Source organism: Pantoea wallisii, assembly GCF_002095485.1.
Classification (GTDB): domain Bacteria; phylum Pseudomonadota; class Gammaproteobacteria; order Enterobacterales; family Enterobacteriaceae; genus Pantoea; species Pantoea wallisii.
Genome location: NZ_MLFS01000010.1, coordinates 1 through 18,684 on the forward strand (window position 1 = coordinate 1; position 18,684 = coordinate 18,684).

Sequence of the window (18,684 nt, forward strand, 5' to 3'; positions counted from 1 at the left end):
GGCATGGCGCAGGCGGTGCCGGCGCTGCGTGCTCTGGCACAGGAGACCGGCATCCCATCGGTATCTACCTGAAAGGCTGGGCAGCGCTGATGTCAGCAGCGATCTCTATCTCGGCATGCTGGGTATGCACGGCACTAAAGCGGCGAATCTGGCCGTGCAATCCTGCGATCTGCTGATTGCAGTAGGCGCGCGTTTCGATGACCGCGTAACCGGTAAGCTCGATACCTTCGCACCGCATGCCAGCGTGATTCACATCGATATCGATCCCGCCGAGCTGAATAAGTTGCGCCGTGCCCACGTCTCTCTGCAGGGCGATCTTAATCAGGTGCTGCCAGCGCTGAGTATGCCGCTGCACATCGACGGCTGGCGCAGTGAAGTTAAAGCCATGAAAGCGGAGTTTGACTGGCGTTACGATCATCCGGGCGAAGCGATCTATGCGCCGCTGTTGCTGAAGCAGCTGTCGGATCGCAAACCCGATAGCGCCGTGGTGACCACCGATGTCGGGCAGCACCAGATGTGGGCCGCGCAGCATATGCACTTTACCGCACCTGAAAATTTCATCACCTCCAGCGGTCTGGGCACGATGGGCTTCGGCTTGCCGGCAGCAATCGGTGCGCAGGTGGCGCGTCCTGACGATACCGTAATTTGCGTATCAGGCGATGGCTCCATCATGATGAACATCCAGGAGCTGGGCACCATTAAGCGCGGTAAGCTGCCGGTAAAAATTCTGCTGCTGGATAACCAACGTCTCGGCATGGTGCGCCAGTGGCAGCAGCTGTTCTTTGGTGGCCGCTACAGCGAAACCATCCTCACCGATAATCCCGATTTCCTCACGCTGGCCAGCGCGTTTGATATTCCTGGCCAACGCATTAGCCGTAAAGATCAGGTCGACGCCGCAATTGATGCGCTGCTGAACAGTGAAGGTCCTTACTTCCTGCATGTTGCGATTGATGAGCATGAAAACGTTTGGCCACTGGTCCCGCCAGGTGCCAGCAACGCAAATATGATGGAGAAAACCGTATGAACCAGCATCAATTGTCTATCGAAGCCCGCTTCCGCCCTGAAATATTGGAGCGCATTTTGCGTGTTGTGCGCCACCGTGGTTTTCAGGTGTGCTCAATGAATATGGCGTCCGCCATCAACGCGGAAAATATTAATATCGAAATGACCGTTGCCAGCCAACGCTCCGTCGATTTACTGTCAACGCAGTTAAGCAAACTTATGGATGTCGCCTGTGTCGAGATCCAGCAACAGACAACACAACAAATCCGCGCTTAGTCGCCAAAGGAAATAACGATGAGTACGAAGAAAGCAGACTTTATTTGGTTCAATGGCGAGATGGTTAAGTGGGAAGACGCGAAGGTTAGCGTTATGTCTCACGCACTGCATTACGGTACTTCTGTGTTTGAAGGCGTACGCTGCTACGACTCACACAAAGGTCCGGTGGTGTTCCGTCACCGTGAACACATGCAGCGTCTGCACGACTCCGCCAAAATCTATCGTTTCCCGATTACCTCCAGCGTTGATGAGCTGATGGAAGCGTGCCGCGAAGTCATCCGCGTGAATAACCTGAAAAGCGCCTATATCCGTCCGCTGGCCTTTGTTGGCGACGTTGGTCTGGGCGTGAATCCGCCAGACGGCTACACCACCGATGTCATCATCGCCGCCTTCCCGTGGGGCGCTTACCTCGGTGCGGAAGCGCTGGAAAACGGTATTGATGCTATGGTCTCTTCATGGAACCGCGTGGCGCCAAATACCCTGCCAACCGCAGCTAAAGCCGGTGGTAACTACCTCTCTTCACTGCTGGTGGGTAGCGAAGCGCGTCGTCACGGCTATCAGGAGGGGATCGCTCTTGATACTCAGGGTTACATCTCAGAAGGCGCAGGCGAAAACCTGTTTGAAGTAAAAGATGGCATTCTGTTCACGCCGCCGTTTACCTCTTCAGCCCTGCCGGGCATCACCCGTGATGCCATCATCAAACTGGCGAAAGATATGGGCATTGAAGTGCGTGAGCAGGTGCTGTCGCGCGAATCACTGTACCTGGCTGATGAGATCTTCATGTCCGGTACGGCCGCTGAGATCACCCCGGTACGCAGCGTTGATGGCATCAAAGTGGGCGCAGGTAAACGCGGCCCGGTGACCGAGCGCATCCAGAAAGCCTTCTTTGGCCTGTTCACCGGCGAAACTGAAGACAAGTACGGCTGGTTGGATCAGGTTAATCCATAACAAGATCGCTACGCGGGTGCAGCAGCGCCCGCGTCATTTTTCAGACTGGAGTAAATAGAGCATGCCAAAGTACCGTTCCGCCACCACCACCCATGGTCGTAACATGGCGGGTGCCCGTGCCTTGTGGCGCGCGACAGGAATGACCGACGATGATTTCGGTAAGCCGATTATCGCCGTGGTCAACTCATTCACCCAATTCGTCCCGGGCCACGTGCATCTGCGCGATCTTGGCAAGCTGGTTGCTGAGCAAATTGAAGCAGCGGGTGGTGTGGCTAAAGAGTTCAACACCATTGCGGTGGACGACGGTATCGCCATGGGCCATGGCGGCATGCTGTATTCACTGCCTTCACGCGAGCTGATCGCGGACTCCGTTGAGTACATGGTCAATGCACACTGCGCCGATGCCATGGTGTGTATCTCTAACTGCGATAAAATCACCCCGGGCATGCTGATGGCGGCACTGCGCCTCAATATTCCGGTGATCTTCGTCTCCGGCGGCCCGATGGAAGCGGGGAAAACCAAACTCTCCGATCAGATCATCAAGCTGGATTTGGTGGATGCGATGATCCAGGGTGCGAACCCGAACGTCAGCGATGCCGACAGCGAGCAAATTGAGCGCTCAGCCTGCCCAACCTGCGGCTCCTGCTCCGGTATGTTCACCGCTAACTCCATGAACTGCCTGACAGAAGCGCTGGGCCTGTCCCAGCCGGGCAACGGCTCGCTGCTGGCCACGCACGCCGATCGTAAAGAGCTGTTCATCAATGCCGGCAAACGCATTGTTAGCCTCACCAAACGCTACTACGAGCAGGATGACGTCAACATGCTGCCGCGTAACATCGCGACCAAAGCAGCGTTTGAGAACGCCATGACGCTGGATATCGCCATGGGCGGTTCCACCAATACCGTACTGCATCTGCTGGCGGCGGCGCAGGAGGGCGAGATCGACTTCAATATCTCCGATATCGACCGCCTGTCACGTAAAGTGCCGCAGCTGTGTAAAGTGGCGCCCAGCACCCCGAAATACCACATGGAAGATGTGCACCGCGCCGGCGGCGTAATCGGTATTCTTGGCGAACTGGATCGCGCAGGGCTGATCGACACCAGCGCGCGCAATATTCTGCAGCAGACGATGCGTGAGACGCTGGATCAGTACGACATCATGCTGACGCAGGACCAGGCCGTAAAAGATATGTTCCGCGCCGGCCCGGCGGGCATCCGCACCACGCAGGCTTTCTCGCAGAGCTGTCGCTGGGACACGCTGGATGACGATCGTGCTGAGGGCTGTATCCGTACGCGCGAACACGCCTACTCACAGGATGGCGGCCTGGCAGTCCTGTACGGTAACCTGGCGGAAGATGGCTGTATCGTTAAAACGGCGGGCGTCGATAAAGAGATTCTGACCTTTAAAGGGCCGGCAAAAGTCTATGAAAGCCAGGATGATGCCGTTGAAGCGATCCTGGGCGGTAAAGTGGTGGCAGGCGATGTCGTCGTCATTCGCTACGAAGGGCCAAAAGGCGGCCCGGGTATGCAGGAGATGCTCTATCCAACCACCTATCTGAAGTCGATGGGCCTCGGCAAAAGCTGTGCGCTGATCACCGATGGCCGCTTCTCAGGCGGCACGTCCGGCCTGTCGATCGGCCATGCCTCGCCGGAAGCCGCAAGCGGTGGCACCATTGCGCTGGTGAAAGATGGCGACATGATCGAGATCGATATCCCGAACCGCGGCATTAAACTCGCCGTGCCGGATAACGAACTGCATGCCCGTCGTGAGGAGGAGCAGGCGCGTGGCGAGGCGGCGTATACGCCACATGGCCGTGAGCGTCAGGTCTCCTTCGCGCTGCGTGCTTACGCATCTCTCGCCACCAGCGCTGACAAAGGCGCGGTGCGCGATAAGTCTAAGCTGGGAGGCTAATCTCTGATGGCTGAGTCTCAACCGCTCTCCGCGTCGCCAAACGGCGCGGAGTATCTGCGCGCGGTGCTGCGTTCACCTGTGTATGAAGTTGCCCAGGTGACACCGCTGCAACCGATGGAAAAAATATCATCACGTCTTGGCAACACGATTCTGGTGAAGCGTGAAGATCGCCAGCCGGTGCACAGCTTTAAGCTGCGCGGGGCTTACGCGATGATTGCCGGGCTGACTGAAGAGCAGAAAGCGCGCGGCGTGGTGACGGCTTCGGCGGGTAACCATGCGCAGGGCGTGGCGCTCTCAGCCAGCCGGCTGGGCATTAAATCGCTGATTGTGATGCCGGTTGCCACGGCGGACATCAAGGTTGATGCCGTGCGCGCATTTGGCGGTGAGGCTTACCTCTATGGTGCAAACTTCGATGAGGCCAAAGCGAAAGCGATTGAGCTTGCGGAGCAGCAGGGTTACACCTTCATACCGCCGTTTGACCACCCGGCGGTAATTGCCGGGCAGGGCACGCTGGCGATGGAGCTGCTGCAGCAGGATGCACATCTGGATCGCGTGTTTGTGCCGGTGGGCGGCGGTGGCTTAGCCGCAGGCGTCGCCGTTTTAATCAAACAGCTGATGCCGCAAATCAAGGTGATCGCCGTCGAGTCCGTAGATTCAGCCTGCCTGAAAGCGGCGCTGGAGGCCGGTGAGCCGGTCGATCTGCCGCGTGTCGGGCTGTTTGCCGAAGGCGTCGCCGTGAAGCGTATCGGCAACGAAACGTTCCGGCTGTGCCAGGCCTATATCGACGACATCGTTACCGTGGACAGCGATGCTATCTGCGCGGCGATGAAAGACCTGTTCGAAGACGTGCGGGCCGTGGCGGAGCCGTCAGGCGCGCTGGCGCTGGCGGGCATGAAAAAGTACATTCAGCAGCACGACATCAAGGGCGAACGCCTGGCGCACGTGCTGTCCGGCGCTAACGTGAACTTCCACGGTCTGCGTTATGTTTCTGAACGCTGCGAGCTGGGTGAACAGCGCGAAGCGCTGCTGGCGGTCACCATTCCGGAGCAGCAGGGCAGTTTCCTCCGCTTCTGTCAGACGCTGGGCGGCCGTGCTGTCACGGAGTTCAACTACCGGTATGCTGATGCGGATAACGCCTGCATCTTCGTGGGTGTGCGCCTGACGCGCGGGCTGGAGGAGCGCAGCGAGATCATCAGCCAGCTAACCGAAGGCGGTTATCAGGTGGTGGATTTGTCAGATGATGAGATGGCGAAGCTGCACGTGCGCTACATGGTCGGCGGCCGGCCGTCGAAGCCCCTGCGCGAAAAACTGTTCAGCTTTGAATTCCCGGAAGCGCCCGGTGCGCTGCTGAAGTTCCTGCAGACGCTGGGTGCGCACTGGAACATCTCCCTGTTCCACTACCGCAGCCACGGCACCGATTTTGGTCGCGTGCTGGCAGCGTTCGAGGCGAACGACAAAGAGCCGGATTTCGAAACCCATCTCAATGCGCTGGGCTACGAGTGGCACGATGAAGCGAATAACCCGGCGTTCCGTTTCTTCCTCGCCGGGCAGTAGCTACAGCAGGTTCCAGAACGCATTAATCAGCGGCTCACCGAGCCGCTTTTTTTGTACGCAGACGCCCAGCTCCAGCGGCGCCACCGACTCCACGTTCTCCAGCGTCAGCACGCGATTGCGCACCGGTTCAGGACTGTTCTCCAGCACCACGTCCGGCAGCAGCGCAATGCCGCAACCCAGCGCCACCATCGATACGATCGCTTCATGGCCCGAAACCGTGGCATAGATCACCGGATTAGCGATGCGCCGCCGGCGGAACCACAAATCAATGCCGCGCCGCACCGGGCCTTGTTCCGGTACGATAAACGGAATCTGCGACCAGTCTGGCTGCGCCTGCGTAGCCTGGCTGCGCACCGCACACGGCAGCGCGGGCGCGATCAGCACCAGCGGGAGAATGGCGAGCGGCGTGAAGTCGATGCTGGCGGGCAGCGATTCCGGGCGACCGGCAATCGCCAGATCGGCCTCACCGGACTGCACCATCTCAATTGCGTCGGCCGCATCGCCGGTAGTGAGCTTGATTTCCACCTGGGGATGCTCCGCACGAAAGCGGTCGAGAATCGGTGGCAAATGGCTGTACGCGGCCGTCACCGAACAGAACAGGCGCAGCTCGCCGCTCAGCGATGGCCCGTTCAGATCCATCACGTGGCGCAGCTGCTGGTATTGCAACAACGTTTGTTGAGCAAACTGACGCAGCCGTTCGCCGGCTTCGGTTAACGTCACCGTGCGGTTATCACGCAGAAACAGCGCGTGGCCCACATCCTCCTCAAGGCGCTGAATCTGGCGCGAGAGCGTGGACGGACTCACGTGCATGGCACGCGCGGTGCGGCCAAAGTGGCAGCTCTCCGCCAGGTGGAGGAACAGTTTCAGGTCTCGTAAATCCATGCGCGTTTACCCCGGCAGTGATGTTGCAAATATTGCAATGTGACGTTGTTAATATATCAATTTAAGCAACAGAATTCCTGTCATATGATGGGGTCATTCGCGGCGCTGCTTACAACGCCGTTACTGAACAAAAGCAAACACAACATCTGAGCGGAGTCCCCATGGCTAACTACTTCAACACACTGAATCTGCGCAATCAGTTAGCGCAGTTAGGCAAATGTCGCTTTATGGCGCGTGATGAATTTGCTGACGGCGCCAGCTTCCTGAAAGGGAAAAAAGTGGTGATTGTCGGCTGCGGCGCGCAGGGCCTGAACCAGGGTCTGAACATGCGTGATTCCGGTCTGGACGTCGCCTATGCGCTGCGTGCTGAAGCCATTGCTGAGAAGCGCGCCTCGTTCCGCAAAGCCACCGAAAACGGTTTTAAAGTGGGGACTTACGAAGAGCTGGTTCCGCAGGCGGATCTGGTGGTTAACCTGACGCCAGACAAACAGCACTCCTCTGTTGTGCAGGCTGTTCAGCCGCTGATGAAAGATGGCGCCGCGCTGGGTTACTCGCACGGTTTCAACATCGTTGAAGTAGGCGAAACCATCCGTAAAGACATTACCGTCGTGATGGTAGCGCCAAAATGTCCGGGCACCGAAGTGCGTGAAGAGTATAAGCGTGGTTTCGGTGTGCCGACGCTGATCGCCGTTCACCCGGAAAACGATCCAAAAGGCGAAGGCATGGCGATTGCCAAAGCCTGGGCAGCAGCAACCGGCGGCGACCGTGCGGGCGTGCTGGAGTCCTCCTTCGTGGCCGAAGTGAAATCTGACCTGATGGGCGAGCAGACAATTCTGTGCGGTATGTTGCAGGCTGGCTCACTGCTGTGCTTCGACAAGCTGGTGGCAGAAGGGCACGATGCAGCCTACACCGAAAAACTGATTCAGTTCGGCTGGGAAACTATTACCGAATCGCTGAAGTTTGGCGGCATCACTCTGATGATGGATCGTCTCTCTAACCCGGCGAAAATCCGTGCTTATGCGCTGTCTGAGCAGCTGAAAACCATTATGGCACCGCTGTTCCAGAAGCACATGGATGACATCATCTCGGGCGAATTCTCCTCTGGTATGATGGCTGACTGGGCGAACGACGACAAAAACCTGCTGACCTGGCGTGAAGAGACCGGTGCAACCGCATTCGAGAACGCGCCACAGTTCGAAGGCAAAATCGAAGAGCAGGAGTACTACGACAAAGGCGTCGTGATGGTAGCGATGGTGAAAGCGGGCGTTGAGCTGGCGTTTGAAACCATGGTTGATGCGGGCATTATTGAAGAGTCAGCGTACTACGAATCTCTGCATGAGCTGCCGCTGATTGCGAACACCATTGCACGTAAGCGTCTGTATGAGATGAACGTGGTGATCTCCGATACCGCTGAATACGGTAACTACCTGTTCTCCTTCGCCGCAGTTCCGCTGCTGGAAGAGTTTATGACCACGCTGCAGCCGGGCGATCTGGGCAAAGCGATTGAAGGTACGCAGGTGGATAACGCGCAGCTGCGCGACGTGAACGAAGCGATTCGCCAGCATCCAATCGAAGCGGTTGGCCGTAAACTGCGTGGCTACATGACCGACATGAAGCGTATCGCTGTAGCGGGCTAAGCCCCGAAAGACACGATTTTCAGCCCACAAAAAACCCCGGTTTGCCGGGGTTTTTTTATGTCCGCATGCAGAAGCGTCTCGCCATACACGCAATAAAAACCCGGCCAGCGCCGGGTTTCCCACTCAATCACTCTGCATCACACCGCTTCATACAGCGTTTGATGGCGCGTCTCTTTACAGGCAATCAGCGCGATCAGCGTCAGCACGGCCATTGACGCCAGATAGAAGCCAACCGCCTGCAAGCCGTAATTCGCGTTCAGCCAGGTCGCGATATAGGGCGCAACCGACGCACCCAAAATTGACGACAGGTTATAGGAGAACGAGGCGCCGGTATAACGCACTTCAGTCGGGAACAACTCTGGCAGCAGCGCGCCCATCGGGCCAAACGTCAGGCCCATGATGCTGAGGCCCAGCAGCAGGAAGCCCATCACCAGGATCTGCGAACCCGATCCGAGCAATACCGGGAACATCAGCGCAAAAGCGATAATCATCAGCGTAATCGTGATCATGGTTTTGCGACGGCCAAAGCGGTCCGCCAGCAGGCCGGCAATCGGCACCATCACACCAAAACCGATGACCGCCACCATCAGCATCCACAGGAAGCTGTTACGTGAATAACCCAGACCGACCGGCGCTGGCGCGGTGCCATAGCTCATTGAGTAGACGGTCATGATGTAGAACAGCGTATAGGTAGCCAGCATGATAAAGGTGCCAAGGATGGTCGCGGTCAGGTGCTTGCTCAGTAGCGTACCGATCGGCATCCGTACCTGTTTGTTCTCTTTCTGTACCTTCGCAAATACCGGGCTCTCGTGCAGCGACACGCGCACATACAGGCCGATCAGCACCAGAACGGCAGAGAGCACAAACGGAACGCGCCAGCCCCACTCCATAAACTGCTCATCGGTCAGCAGCCAGGAGAGCAGCAGGAAAGTGCCGTTGGCAAAGAAGAAGCCGATCGGCGCGCCCAGCTGCGGGAACGATCCGTACAGCGCGCGCTTCTTCGCGGGGGCGTTCTCGGTTGCCAGCAATGCTGCGCCGCCCCATTCACCGCCCAGCCCCAGCCCCTGACCAAAACGCGCCAGCGCCAGCAGCAGCGGTGCGGCCACGCCAATGGTTTCATAGCCTGGCAGCAGGCCGATCAGTACCGTTGAGACGCCCATCGTCAGCAGCGAGGCAACCAGCGTGGCTTTACGACCCACGCGATCGCCAAAGTGGCCAAACAGCGCAGAACCAATAGGGCGCGCAACGAAAGCGATCGCGAAGGTCGCCAGCGACTGAAGCGTTGCGACCGTGGCATCACCCTGCGGGAAGAAGATGTGCGGGAAAACAATCACCGCCGCCGTCGCGTAGATATAGAAATCGAAAAATTCGATAGCGGTGCCGACCAGCGAGGCGACAACCACTTTGCCACGTGAGTTAACCGGCGTATCGGCCTGTTGTTGATCAGATGATGTTGAGATAGAGGCTTGCATAATTGTTTCTTAATTGTAAATGTAAACAAAGAATCTTACGCACCTGTTTTGCGGCATTCAATGGCGAAAAACCGCGTGAAAACAGGCTTTTTCGGGGAAAAAGAGGATAATTTCTGAGTTAGGTTAATCGGCGGCGGATGGGCGCGGGAAGTGAGCGTTTTCTGGCGGGATTCTCTGCAAAAGGGCCAAATAAAAGTGACCCTTTAGCGTTTCCTGCTGGTTATTGCACGATTAATAACCAGCAGGGGATATTTTCAACTACGGCAATGCACGTAACCTGATTGTCGCCTCATGCGGAGTGACGCGGCTGCGATATCTCCGGATCGTCTTTGTATTTTGCGGTGGCGATCCACGCCGCGCAAAACAGCGTCAGGCGCGCAAAGAAGTAGAAGAAGGCCATTAACCCCAGCACGGAACCAAAGGCCGCCCCGGAAGGCGAGGTCGCCAGTTTCGGCAGCGTCAGCGTCATGACAAACTTAATTACCTCAAACCCAATGGCCGCCAGCAGCGTGCCGCGCAGCAGCGCCTTTTTACGTGGTTTGTGGCGCGGTAAGATCCAGAATATCCACAGGAACAGCAGATAGTTGGCAAAGATAGAGATGGAGAGTGCAATGATGGTCATCGCCGGACGCAGCCACTCAATATCCTGCAGCCCCAGCGCAGTGACGATGGCCTCCTGCGCCGAACCGGCAATCGATGTCAGCGACAGGGTGATCACCAGCGCCAGCATCAGGCCGAGCAGCGACAACAGATCGCGGGCATATTTCTTCCAGAACTTCTCTTTATCGTCCGGCTTGCGCTCCCAGACATCGCGCGACTGGGCCCGTACCGCTTCACGCAGGTTGCCCATCCAGTTAATCCCGGAGTAAAGCGCCAGCAGTAAACCGGTCAGGCCGACGGTAGCGCGCTGCTGAATGGCTGTGTTCACCGTGTTCTTTAACGTGGTGGCCAGCGTCGGATCGCTAATGCTGTTAACGATCTTATTGATCAAGCCAGTAAGCAGATCCTGATTTGACGCCAGCACAAAACCTACTGCGGCAAATGACACCATCAGAATCGGTATCAGCGAGAGAAATGAAAAATAGGTAATTGCTGCGCCAAACTGGCTACCGAGACGATCGTTAAAGCGCTCCAGCGCGCGCATAAAGTGCGCAACGGCCGGAATGGCCTGAAACCAGGCAGCAAAGCGCGACACGTTCTGAATTGAGCCGTCCACGGTTTTATTGCCGGTTTTAATATCGATCAGCGGCTTGGTCTCTGCCGCACGCTCTTCTGCATGTTTGTCCGTCATAGACGATAACCATCCTGTTCACTGCGAAAATGAAATTATATACCCTAAATTGCGGGTGAGGCAGGAGAGCGACAATCGGCCGCCTGGCAAAGCCACTCTTTGGAATAATGCGCGCACTATTTGGACAGGGCGGAGAAGCGCTCAGGTTACATACTCCTGCAGCACATGGCTCAGCCACTCCATAAATACGCGTACGCGGCGCGCCACGTTGCGGCGATGCGGATAGAGCAGCGAAATCGGCATGGGTTTCGCCGGGAAGTGGTGCAGCACCTCCACCAGCTGTCCGGACTCCAGCAACGGCTGTACGCCAATGGCCGGCACCTGAATGATGCCCAGCCCGGCAATGCAGGCCGCGCGATAGGTCTCCGTGCTGTTTACCGTGACGACGCCGCCGGTTTGGACATAGTGGCTCTGCTTACCGTCAAAATATTCAAATCCCGACGAAGGCTGACCGAGCTGTTGGGTGTAGTGGACCATGGCGTGCTGCGACAGATCTTCCAGCCGTACCGGCATCCCGAAGCGGGAGAGGTAACCCGGACTGGCGCAGTTGATTAATGCATGTGAGCCGATTTTGCGCGCAATCAGCCCGGAATCTTTCAGCTCACCGACGCGGATAACGCAGTCAAAGCCTTCCCGAATTACATCAACCTGACGGTCGCTGCTGCTGAGCTCAATCTCGATACCGGGATAGTGCTGCAAGAACTCCGGTAAACGCGGCAGGATAAAGCCTGTCGCCATGGCCACCGACATATCAACGCGCAGCTTGCCGCTCAGGGTAGTGGGATCGTGCTGGAAGAGGCTGTCCATATCATCCAGCATTGAGAGCAGATCGAGACAGCGGTCGTAATAAACTAACCCATCCTGCGTCAGATGTACGCGTCGGGTAGTACGGTGTAACAGACGCGTTCCCATCTGATTCTCCAGCGCCTGCAGCTGCCGCGACACGCTGCCTTTTGGCAGGCCAAGGCTCTCAGCCGCCCGGGTAAAGCTGCCCATCTCTGCCACCCGCACAAAAACCTGCATTGCGTGAATTTTATCCATGTTGTTCACCGATTGTTGTTGTTAGTGAAACAGTGCTGCGTATTTCCCTGCGTTTATAGATCAATTATTCGCGAATATCCTTAATGCGTGTTCAATTTTCCAACCGGAGCGAAGCATGTCTCACAAAATTGCATTGATTACTGGCGGTAACCGCGGTCTGGGCAAGAATGGTGCGCTGAAACTGGCGGCAAAAGGTATCGATATTCTGTTTACGTATCGCGGCCACGCGGAGGAAGCGCAGGCAGTCGTGAAGGAGATTGAAGCGCTGGGCGCGCATGCCGTGGCGCTGCAGCTGGATGTTAGTGACAGCTCGCAGTTCGACGCCTTTGTTGCGCAGGTGAAAGAGACGCTGCAAACCACCTGGCAACGCGACAGCTTTGATTATTTAGTGAACAACGCTGGCCACGGGCACTACAAGCTGTTTGCAGAAACCACCGAGGATGAGTTTGACGCGCTGGTAAATGTCCATCTGAAAGGTCCGTTCTTCCTGACGCAGAAGCTGCTGCCGCTGATTATTGATGGCGGACGTATCCTGAATATCTCCAGCGGCCTGACGCGCATGACGCTGCCGGGTTCAGGGACATACGCCGCTGTCAAAGGCGCGATGGAAGTGCTCACGCGCTATCAGGCCAAAGAGTTGGGTGAGCGCCGCATTCGCGTCAACATCCTGGCACCAGGTGCGATCGAGACCGATTTTGGTGGCGGCCGCGTGCGGGATACGCAGGATCTTAACAACCATATCGCTTCCGTGACCGCGCTGGGCCGCGTTGGCCTGCCGGATGATATCGGCGATGCGATTAGCGCCATTCTCAGTGAAGAGACCGGCTGGATCACCGCGCAGCGCATTGAGGCTTCCGGCGGCCAGGCGTTATAAACCGGTGTGATTTTGCCAGGTGCGCATCAATGCGCACCCTACATACCCAAAACGACGCTATTCATGTAGGGTCAGCATTCATGCTGACCTGGTAAAAAAGCATGCTGCCTTTTTATATTGCTATCGTTCCGTCAATCACTGTCACCGTCTGCCCGCCGATCCAGATCGCCTCATCAGCAAACGTCACCTCAATACGGCCGGCGCGCTGAATGGCGCTCCCCTGACGCGCACGGTAATCGCGCGTCTGGCCTTGCGCCGCCAGATAGCGTGCCAGACAAGCATTTGCGCTCCCGGTAACCGGATCCTCCGTCAGACTGCCGCCCTCTACCAGCAAGGCGCGAACCTCATACTGCTCACTCTCTCCTTGCGGCAGCGCACCAAACAGCGCCGCGCCGTTCACATCTGCATGCTGCAGTAAGCGCTGCAGATCTGCCGCGCTGGCCGCGACATCCAGTACCGCCTGCGCACTGCGCATCGGAATCATCAGCCAGCGGATCCCCATATCTACAATGGCTGGGGTCTGACTCAGGTCAAACGCTTCACTGTTAAACGCGCTACTCATCAGCGCATCACTGAACGGCGTCAGCGTTGCCGCTGGCGCAGCAAAGGCCAGCGCGCCGTCATCGCTGATGCTGACTTCGACCAAACCGATACCGCACTCCTGCACGATTTTACCGGGCGTTTTTAGCGGCCAGCCCGCTTCCAGCAGCGCGTGCGCGGTACCCAGCGTGGGGTGGCCGGCAAAGGGCAACTCACCTTCCACGGTAAAAATACGTACGCGGTAGTCCGCTGCGGCATCCTGCGGCGGCAAGACAAACGTGGTTTCGGAGAGGTTAGTCCAGCGTGCAATTGCTGCCAGCTGCGCATCGTCATACCCGCGCGCGTCCATGATCACCGCCAGCGGATTGCCTTTGAACGGTATTGAGGTAAAGACATCCACTTGTTTAAACGCGACCTTCATTGCCACTCCTTTCTCATTAAGGTTGTCTGAAACCCGGATTTACATCCTGCTGATTGCGTATCACATCGAACAGGGCTATGAATAGATTAAGAATTCTGGAAGCGGAGTCCGCCATGTTAAAAGTGTTAGGTCGTAACTCTTCAATCAACGTGCGTAAAGTACTGTGGCTGTGCGCTGAGCTGGATATCGCTTATGAACACGAACCCTGGGGCGAAGATCCACAATCGCTGCATTCAGCACAGTTTATGGCGCTCAATCCCAACGCCATGGTGCCGGTGATCATTGAAGATGATCTGGTCCTGTGGGAATCCAATGCTATCCTGCGCTATCTGGCCAACAGCAATGGCGGCGAGTGGCTTTACTCCGATAACCCTCGCGCACGCGCGCCGGTTGATCAGTGGATGGACTGGCAAGCCACAGAACTTAACACCTCATGGCGCTACGCGTTTATGTCGCTGGTGCGAAACTCGCCAGCCCATCAGGACCCGCGCCTGCTGGCCGCTGCCGTAAAGGGCTGGACGCACACCATGGGCATTCTCAATCAACAGCTGGAGAAAACCGGCCGCTATGTCGCCGGACGCAATTTCACGCTGGCGGATATTCCGGTGGGCCTGGCGGTGAATCGCTGGTTTGAAACCCCGCTCGACCATCCCGATCTGCCGGCGGTGCGCAACTATTATGAGCGCCTGACCGAGCGTGAGGGTTACACCACCTGGGGCCGCAACGGCAAACCCTGATCCTGTCCTGGTGCGATGCCGGTGATTTCGCAGGCCAGCGCACCGGTGCGCTTCAGCGCCCAGGTATAACGCTCGTCAAACGGATAGCAGCAGGAGAGGCGTAGCGCATGTTTATAGCGTTCGCTAAGCGAGTAAAGCGCGCCTGGCGTGACGCAAATCTGCTCCTGCAGTAACCGGTGAAACATCTCTACGGTATCCACGTTTCCCGGCAGCTCTACCCAAAACACAAAACCGCCGCGCGGCAGCGTGGCGCGGGTTCCCTGCGGGAAGTGGCGTGCAATAATGCCACGCGCCGCATCAAGATTGGCGGCATAGCGGCGCCGCAGCGAGCGCAGATGGTGATCGTAACCGCCGTTAGCGAGAAACTCCGCCAGCGTTTCACTCAGCAGCTTTGATTCCGTCATGGAGGAGACCGCTTTCAGCCGGGCAATCGCCGCGTGAAAACGCCCGGCGGCAGTCCAGCCAATGCGGAAATCCGGTGCGACGGTTTTCGTAAAGCTGGTGCAGTAAATGATCCAGCCATCCTCATCAAAGGCTTTTGCCGGCGGTGAGAGGGGCCAGTCGAACTGCAACTCGTCATACAGGCCATCTTCAATGAGCGGACAGTGGTAAGTATTCACTAACTTTGCCAGCCGTTTTTTGTTTGCCAGCGGCATGACATACCCCAACGGGTTCTGTGCGCCCGGCATGGCGATCAGCGTCTGGATGCGCTGCTCCTGCAGCAGCATCTCCAGCGCGTCCAGCGACAGGCCATTTTGTGGATCGGTGGGAATCTCCAGCGCTTTCAGCCCCAGCGACGCCAGTAGCGGAAACAGGAAGAAGTAAGTCGGGGACTCCAGCCCTACGCAGTCGCCCGGTTTGGTCACGGCGCGCAGGGCCAGCTGCAGCGCCTCCATACAGCCGTGGGTGAGGGTGATATCCTGCACGGCGAGATTCAGCCCGGTATGCAGACTGCGGCGCGCAATCTCCTCCCGTAAGCGCTCACTACCCGGCGGAAGCGCGTAACGTCCAATGATGTCGTTATCACGCCGGATAATCGAGGCCGTAATACGGCCTAATTTTGCCGCCGGGAAAAGCTCACTGTCCTGCGGGCAGGCCAGCGAAATGTTAGTATAATCAGGATGGTTCTGCGCGGCAAAAACCTGCTCAATCAGCGCGAGCTTCTGCGTGCTGGGATCGTTAACCTTTGCCGTTAACGGTTTTAACGGCGGCTTAATCGCGGGCAACACGCCACGCACGTAATAGCCCGATTGCGGCCGGGCTTCAATCAAACCGCGATCTTCAAGAATTTGCCAGGCATTGAGCACGGTATTGATGCTCACCTGATGCGCCTGGGCAACGCGGCGAATGGCCGGCAGCCGTTTACCCGGCTTTAGCGTGCCTGATGGATGGATTCGGCAAAGCTATCGGCCAGTTGCTGGTAGAGCGTCTGACCGGATGAAGCAGCAAGGGACACAAAAGCCTCCATGCACCATGGGTACAATTGAATGATCAGTAAACTGTATCCATTACAATAGTCATTTTGTGTCTCTGTTTCCATTACGCTGCGCGCATTAGCATGATGAGCACTACTGGTTCATCAAGGAAACGCCCCATGCTCGATCCCTCTTTCTTTAGCTATGTCACGGTTATGTCGATCACGCCCGGCCCCAATAATCTGCTGCTGGCGACGTCAGGGGTCAACTTCGGCTTCAGGCGTACCCTGCCGATGCTATTTGGAATACTGCTGGGATGCGCGCTACAGATGCTGCTGGCGAGCGTGGCGCTGGAGATGCTGCTGCACTGGATGGCCTCAATACGCCTGCCGCTGACGGCGATAGGGTGCAGTTACCTTTTATGGCTATCGTGGAAGATCTTTCGTGCCGGAGCTCCTCAAACGCGCGAGCGCCCACGGCCGATGACGCTGATGGGCGGTATCTGCTTCCAGGCCGTGAACCCCAAAGCCTGGCTGATGGTCACCAATGTCGCGCTGATGTACGCCAACAGTAATGGGGTGCTCACGGTGATACTCGGATTTGCCGCGCTTAATCTGCCGTGCATTCTGATTTGGGCCGCGCTGGGTGACCAGCTACGCAGTCACCTGCAGGTGGCGTGGAAACGTCAGGCGTTTAATAGCGTGATGGCGCTGTCGCTGGTGGCGACAACGGGATGGATGCTGTATGACGCGGTGCAGTTAAGTTAAGGTCAGCAGGATGCCATGTGTGCCAACCCGGTTTGCCATGAAGCAAACCGGGCTGCTATTTACTTGCCTACACTGTGCCGTTCGCGCGCTTCGTCGTTGGCGGCCAGCGGTGTAACAACCGGCGCGTAATCGAGTTGCAACACGCGGCTGGTTTCGGCCAGCACTTTCTCGGTCAACGCCACATCGCCGTTCAGCTTACGGCCCCATGATGGGATCACGTTACGGATTTTGGTCTGCCACTCCGGTGAGCGCATCTGCTCAGGGAAAGCTTTCGCCATCAGCTCCAGCATAATTGGTGCAGCGGTTGAGGCGCCGGGAGAGGCACCCAGCAACGCGGAGATCGAGCCGTCAGCAGACGTGACCACCTCCGTGCCCAGACGCAGCACGCCGCCCTCTTTCTCATCATTTTTGATGATCTGAACACGCTGACCAGCCGTGACTAAGCGCCAGTCCTCCTGCTTCGCCTGCGGTACATAGGCGCGCAGCGCTTCCATACGATCGGCATCGCTTTGCAGTACCTGATCAACCAGATATTTCACCAGGTCAAAACTCTTCAGACCCACCTGCATCATAGGCAGCAGGTTGCTGGTGTTCATGGCACCAAACATATCCAGCAGCGAACCCTGCTTCAGGAATTTGGTTGAGAAGGTCGCAAAGGGACCGAACAGGAGCACCTGCTTACCATCCAGCACGCGCGTATCCACATGCGGTACCGACATGGGCGGGGCACCGACGCTGGCTTTGCCATACACCTTCGCCATATGCTGCGCGACCACGTCCGGGTTCTCGGTAACCAGGAAAGAGCCCCCCACCGGGAAGCCGGCGTAACCTTTCACTTCCGGAATGCCGGTTTTCTGCAGCAGCGGGAGCGCTGCACCGCCGGCACCAATAAATAGCTGACGCGCGATAAGCTGGCGATGCTCACCGCTGGCCAGGTTGTGCAGGCTTACCTGCCAGCGGCCATCGCGCAGGCGCTTGATATCCCGGACTTCCTGGCGCAGGCGCAGACGGAAATGCGCTTTCTTCTCCAGCGCGGCAATCAGCTGGCGCGTCACTTCACCGAAGTTAACGTCGGTGCCCATTTCGGTCCAGGTAGCCGCAACCTTCTGTTTCGCATCGCGTCCGTTCATCACCAGTGGAATCCACTGACTGATTTGATCGCGATCTTCAGAGTAGTTCATGCCGCGGAACAGGGTGCTTTTTTGCAGCGCCTGAAAGCGTTTGCGCAGGAACTCAACGTTTTCATCGCCCCAGACGAAGCTCATGTGCGGCGTACTGTGGATAAAGCTTTTGGGATTACGCAGATTGCCCTTCTGGACATGATACGCCCAGAACTGGCGGGAGATCTGGAACGACTCATTGATCGTCACGGCTTTGGCAATATCAATGCTGCCATCCGCCTTTTGCGGCGTATAGTTCAGCTCTGCCAGCGCGGCGTGTCCGGTGCCGGCATTGTTCCAGCCGTTAGACGATTCGACCGCCACGTCATCAAGGCGCTCTACCATCTCAATTAACCAGTCCGGCTCCAGATCCTGCAGCCACGTGCCCAAGGTCGCGCTCATCACACCCGCGCCGATCAGCAGCACATCAACGTCTTTTCGTTCCTGAGGTTTGCGCTTTCCTTGCCAGCGGCGGCCAGCGCCAGATTTACCGCAGTATTGCTCATGAGGCGACATCTCCTCTCTCTGTTGCCCTGAAGCTCAACAGGTTCGCAGGCGAAATAGCCACGCTTCTTGCGAGCGCGTTGCGCTATCTCTCAAAGGTTAAGACTCAGGTTAAGCCATGGGGCGATAACGGTTAACTACACGTTATGCATATGCATCTGAATATAACATTCTCGTATCGGAATTAAACGTTTGTTTATTTTTTAAATGCAGAAATGATTCAGCATAAGAATTAATCAGCCAGAACCTGG

14 protein-coding genes and 2 pseudogenes are annotated in these 18,684 nt (G+C 57.2%); 9 read left to right on the forward strand and 7 right to left on the reverse strand.

Annotation, left to right across the window (positions count from 1 at the left end; translation table 11 throughout):
* The 5 genes from HA48_RS05430 to ilvA form a co-directional block, all read left to right on the forward strand.
* On the forward strand, positions 1-1,024 hold a 1,024-nt coding region (locus HA48_RS05430), incomplete at its 5' end, for a thiamine pyrophosphate-dependent enzyme (protein WP_425270658.1).
* A complete protein-coding gene (gene ilvM / locus HA48_RS05435) occupies positions 1,021-1,278 on the forward strand; it encodes an acetolactate synthase 2 small subunit (RefSeq protein WP_128600120.1) in 258 nt (85 codons plus the stop codon). The genes HA48_RS05430 and ilvM, both read left to right, overlap by 4 nt.
* A gap of 18 nt (positions 1,279-1,296) precedes the next feature.
* Positions 1,297-2,226, forward strand: coding sequence for a branched-chain-amino-acid transaminase (gene ilvE, locus HA48_RS05440; protein ID WP_128600121.1), 930 nt, complete (start codon positions 1,297-1,299; stop codon positions 2,224-2,226).
* Between the two features lie 61 nt (positions 2,227-2,287).
* A complete protein-coding gene (gene ilvD / locus HA48_RS05445) occupies positions 2,288-4,138 on the forward strand; it encodes a dihydroxy-acid dehydratase (protein ID WP_128600122.1) in 1,851 nt (616 codons plus the stop codon).
* A 6-nt stretch (positions 4,139-4,144) separates the two neighbouring features.
* Positions 4,145-5,692, forward strand: coding sequence for a threonine ammonia-lyase, biosynthetic (gene ilvA, locus HA48_RS05450; protein WP_128600123.1), 1,548 nt, complete (start codon positions 4,145-4,147; stop codon positions 5,690-5,692).
* Here ilvA and ilvY read toward each other — a convergent pair whose 3' ends face one another.
* On the reverse strand, positions 5,693-6,574 hold the full coding sequence (gene ilvY, locus HA48_RS05455; RefSeq protein WP_128600124.1) for an HTH-type transcriptional activator IlvY: 882 nt from the start codon (positions 6,572-6,574) through the stop codon (positions 5,693-5,695). It lies immediately after the preceding gene.
* A gap of 161 nt (positions 6,575-6,735) precedes the next feature.
* On the opposite strand from ilvY, the gene ilvC reads away from it, so the two are divergent.
* On the forward strand, positions 6,736-8,211 hold the full coding sequence (gene ilvC, locus HA48_RS05460) for a ketol-acid reductoisomerase (RefSeq protein ID WP_128600125.1): 1,476 nt from the start codon (positions 6,736-6,738) through the stop codon (positions 8,209-8,211).
* A gap of 137 nt (positions 8,212-8,348) precedes the next feature.
* Here the strand turns inward: ilvC and HA48_RS05465 are convergent, their stop codons facing one another.
* The 3 genes from HA48_RS05465 to HA48_RS05475 form a co-directional block, all read right to left on the reverse strand.
* The gene (locus HA48_RS05465) at positions 8,349-9,683 is read right to left on the reverse strand and encodes an MFS transporter (protein WP_128600126.1); all 1,335 of its coding nucleotides are present in this window, start codon (positions 9,681-9,683) and stop codon (positions 8,349-8,351) included.
* 289 nt (positions 9,684-9,972) lie between these two features.
* Complete coding sequence (gene yhjD, locus HA48_RS05470; protein ID WP_128600127.1) at positions 9,973-10,974, reverse strand: inner membrane protein YhjD; 1,002 nt, start codon at positions 10,972-10,974, stop codon at positions 9,973-9,975.
* Positions 10,975-11,115: 141 nt separating this feature from the next.
* On the reverse strand, positions 11,116-12,015 hold the full coding sequence (locus HA48_RS05475; RefSeq protein ID WP_128600128.1) for a LysR family transcriptional regulator: 900 nt from the start codon (positions 12,013-12,015) through the stop codon (positions 11,116-11,118).
* 115 nt (positions 12,016-12,130) lie between these two features.
* Here HA48_RS05475 and HA48_RS05480 point away from each other — a divergent pair, with 115 nt between their 5' ends.
* Complete coding sequence (locus tag HA48_RS05480; RefSeq protein WP_128600129.1) at positions 12,131-12,889, forward strand: SDR family NAD(P)-dependent oxidoreductase; 759 nt, start codon at positions 12,131-12,133, stop codon at positions 12,887-12,889.
* A 112-nt stretch (positions 12,890-13,001) separates the two neighbouring features.
* On the opposite strand, the gene HA48_RS05485 is transcribed toward HA48_RS05480, so the two are convergent.
* Entirely contained in the window at positions 13,002-13,850 is an 849-nt protein-coding gene (locus HA48_RS05485) for a PhzF family phenazine biosynthesis protein (RefSeq protein WP_128600130.1), read from the reverse strand.
* A 113-nt stretch (positions 13,851-13,963) separates the two neighbouring features.
* Here HA48_RS05485 and HA48_RS05490 point away from each other — a divergent pair, with 113 nt between their 5' ends.
* Complete coding sequence (locus HA48_RS05490; protein WP_128600131.1) at positions 13,964-14,587, forward strand: glutathione S-transferase family protein; 624 nt, start codon at positions 13,964-13,966, stop codon at positions 14,585-14,587.
* Here HA48_RS05490 and HA48_RS05495 read toward each other — a convergent pair.
* Positions 14,554-16,055 (reverse strand): annotated as a pseudogene (locus HA48_RS05495) (aminotransferase-like domain-containing protein). The gene HA48_RS05490 and the pseudogene HA48_RS05495 overlap by 34 nt on opposite strands.
* Before the next feature lie 126 nt (positions 16,056-16,181).
* Between HA48_RS05495 and HA48_RS05500 the strand changes: the two are divergent.
* A complete protein-coding gene (locus HA48_RS05500; RefSeq protein WP_128600132.1) occupies positions 16,182-16,769 on the forward strand; it encodes a LysE family translocator in 588 nt (195 codons plus the stop codon).
* 59 nt (positions 16,770-16,828) lie between these two features.
* Here HA48_RS05500 and mqo read toward each other — a convergent pair.
* Positions 16,829-18,435: pseudogene (mqo, locus tag HA48_RS05505) on the reverse strand (malate dehydrogenase (quinone)).
* Positions 18,436-18,684 lie beyond the last annotated feature (249 nt).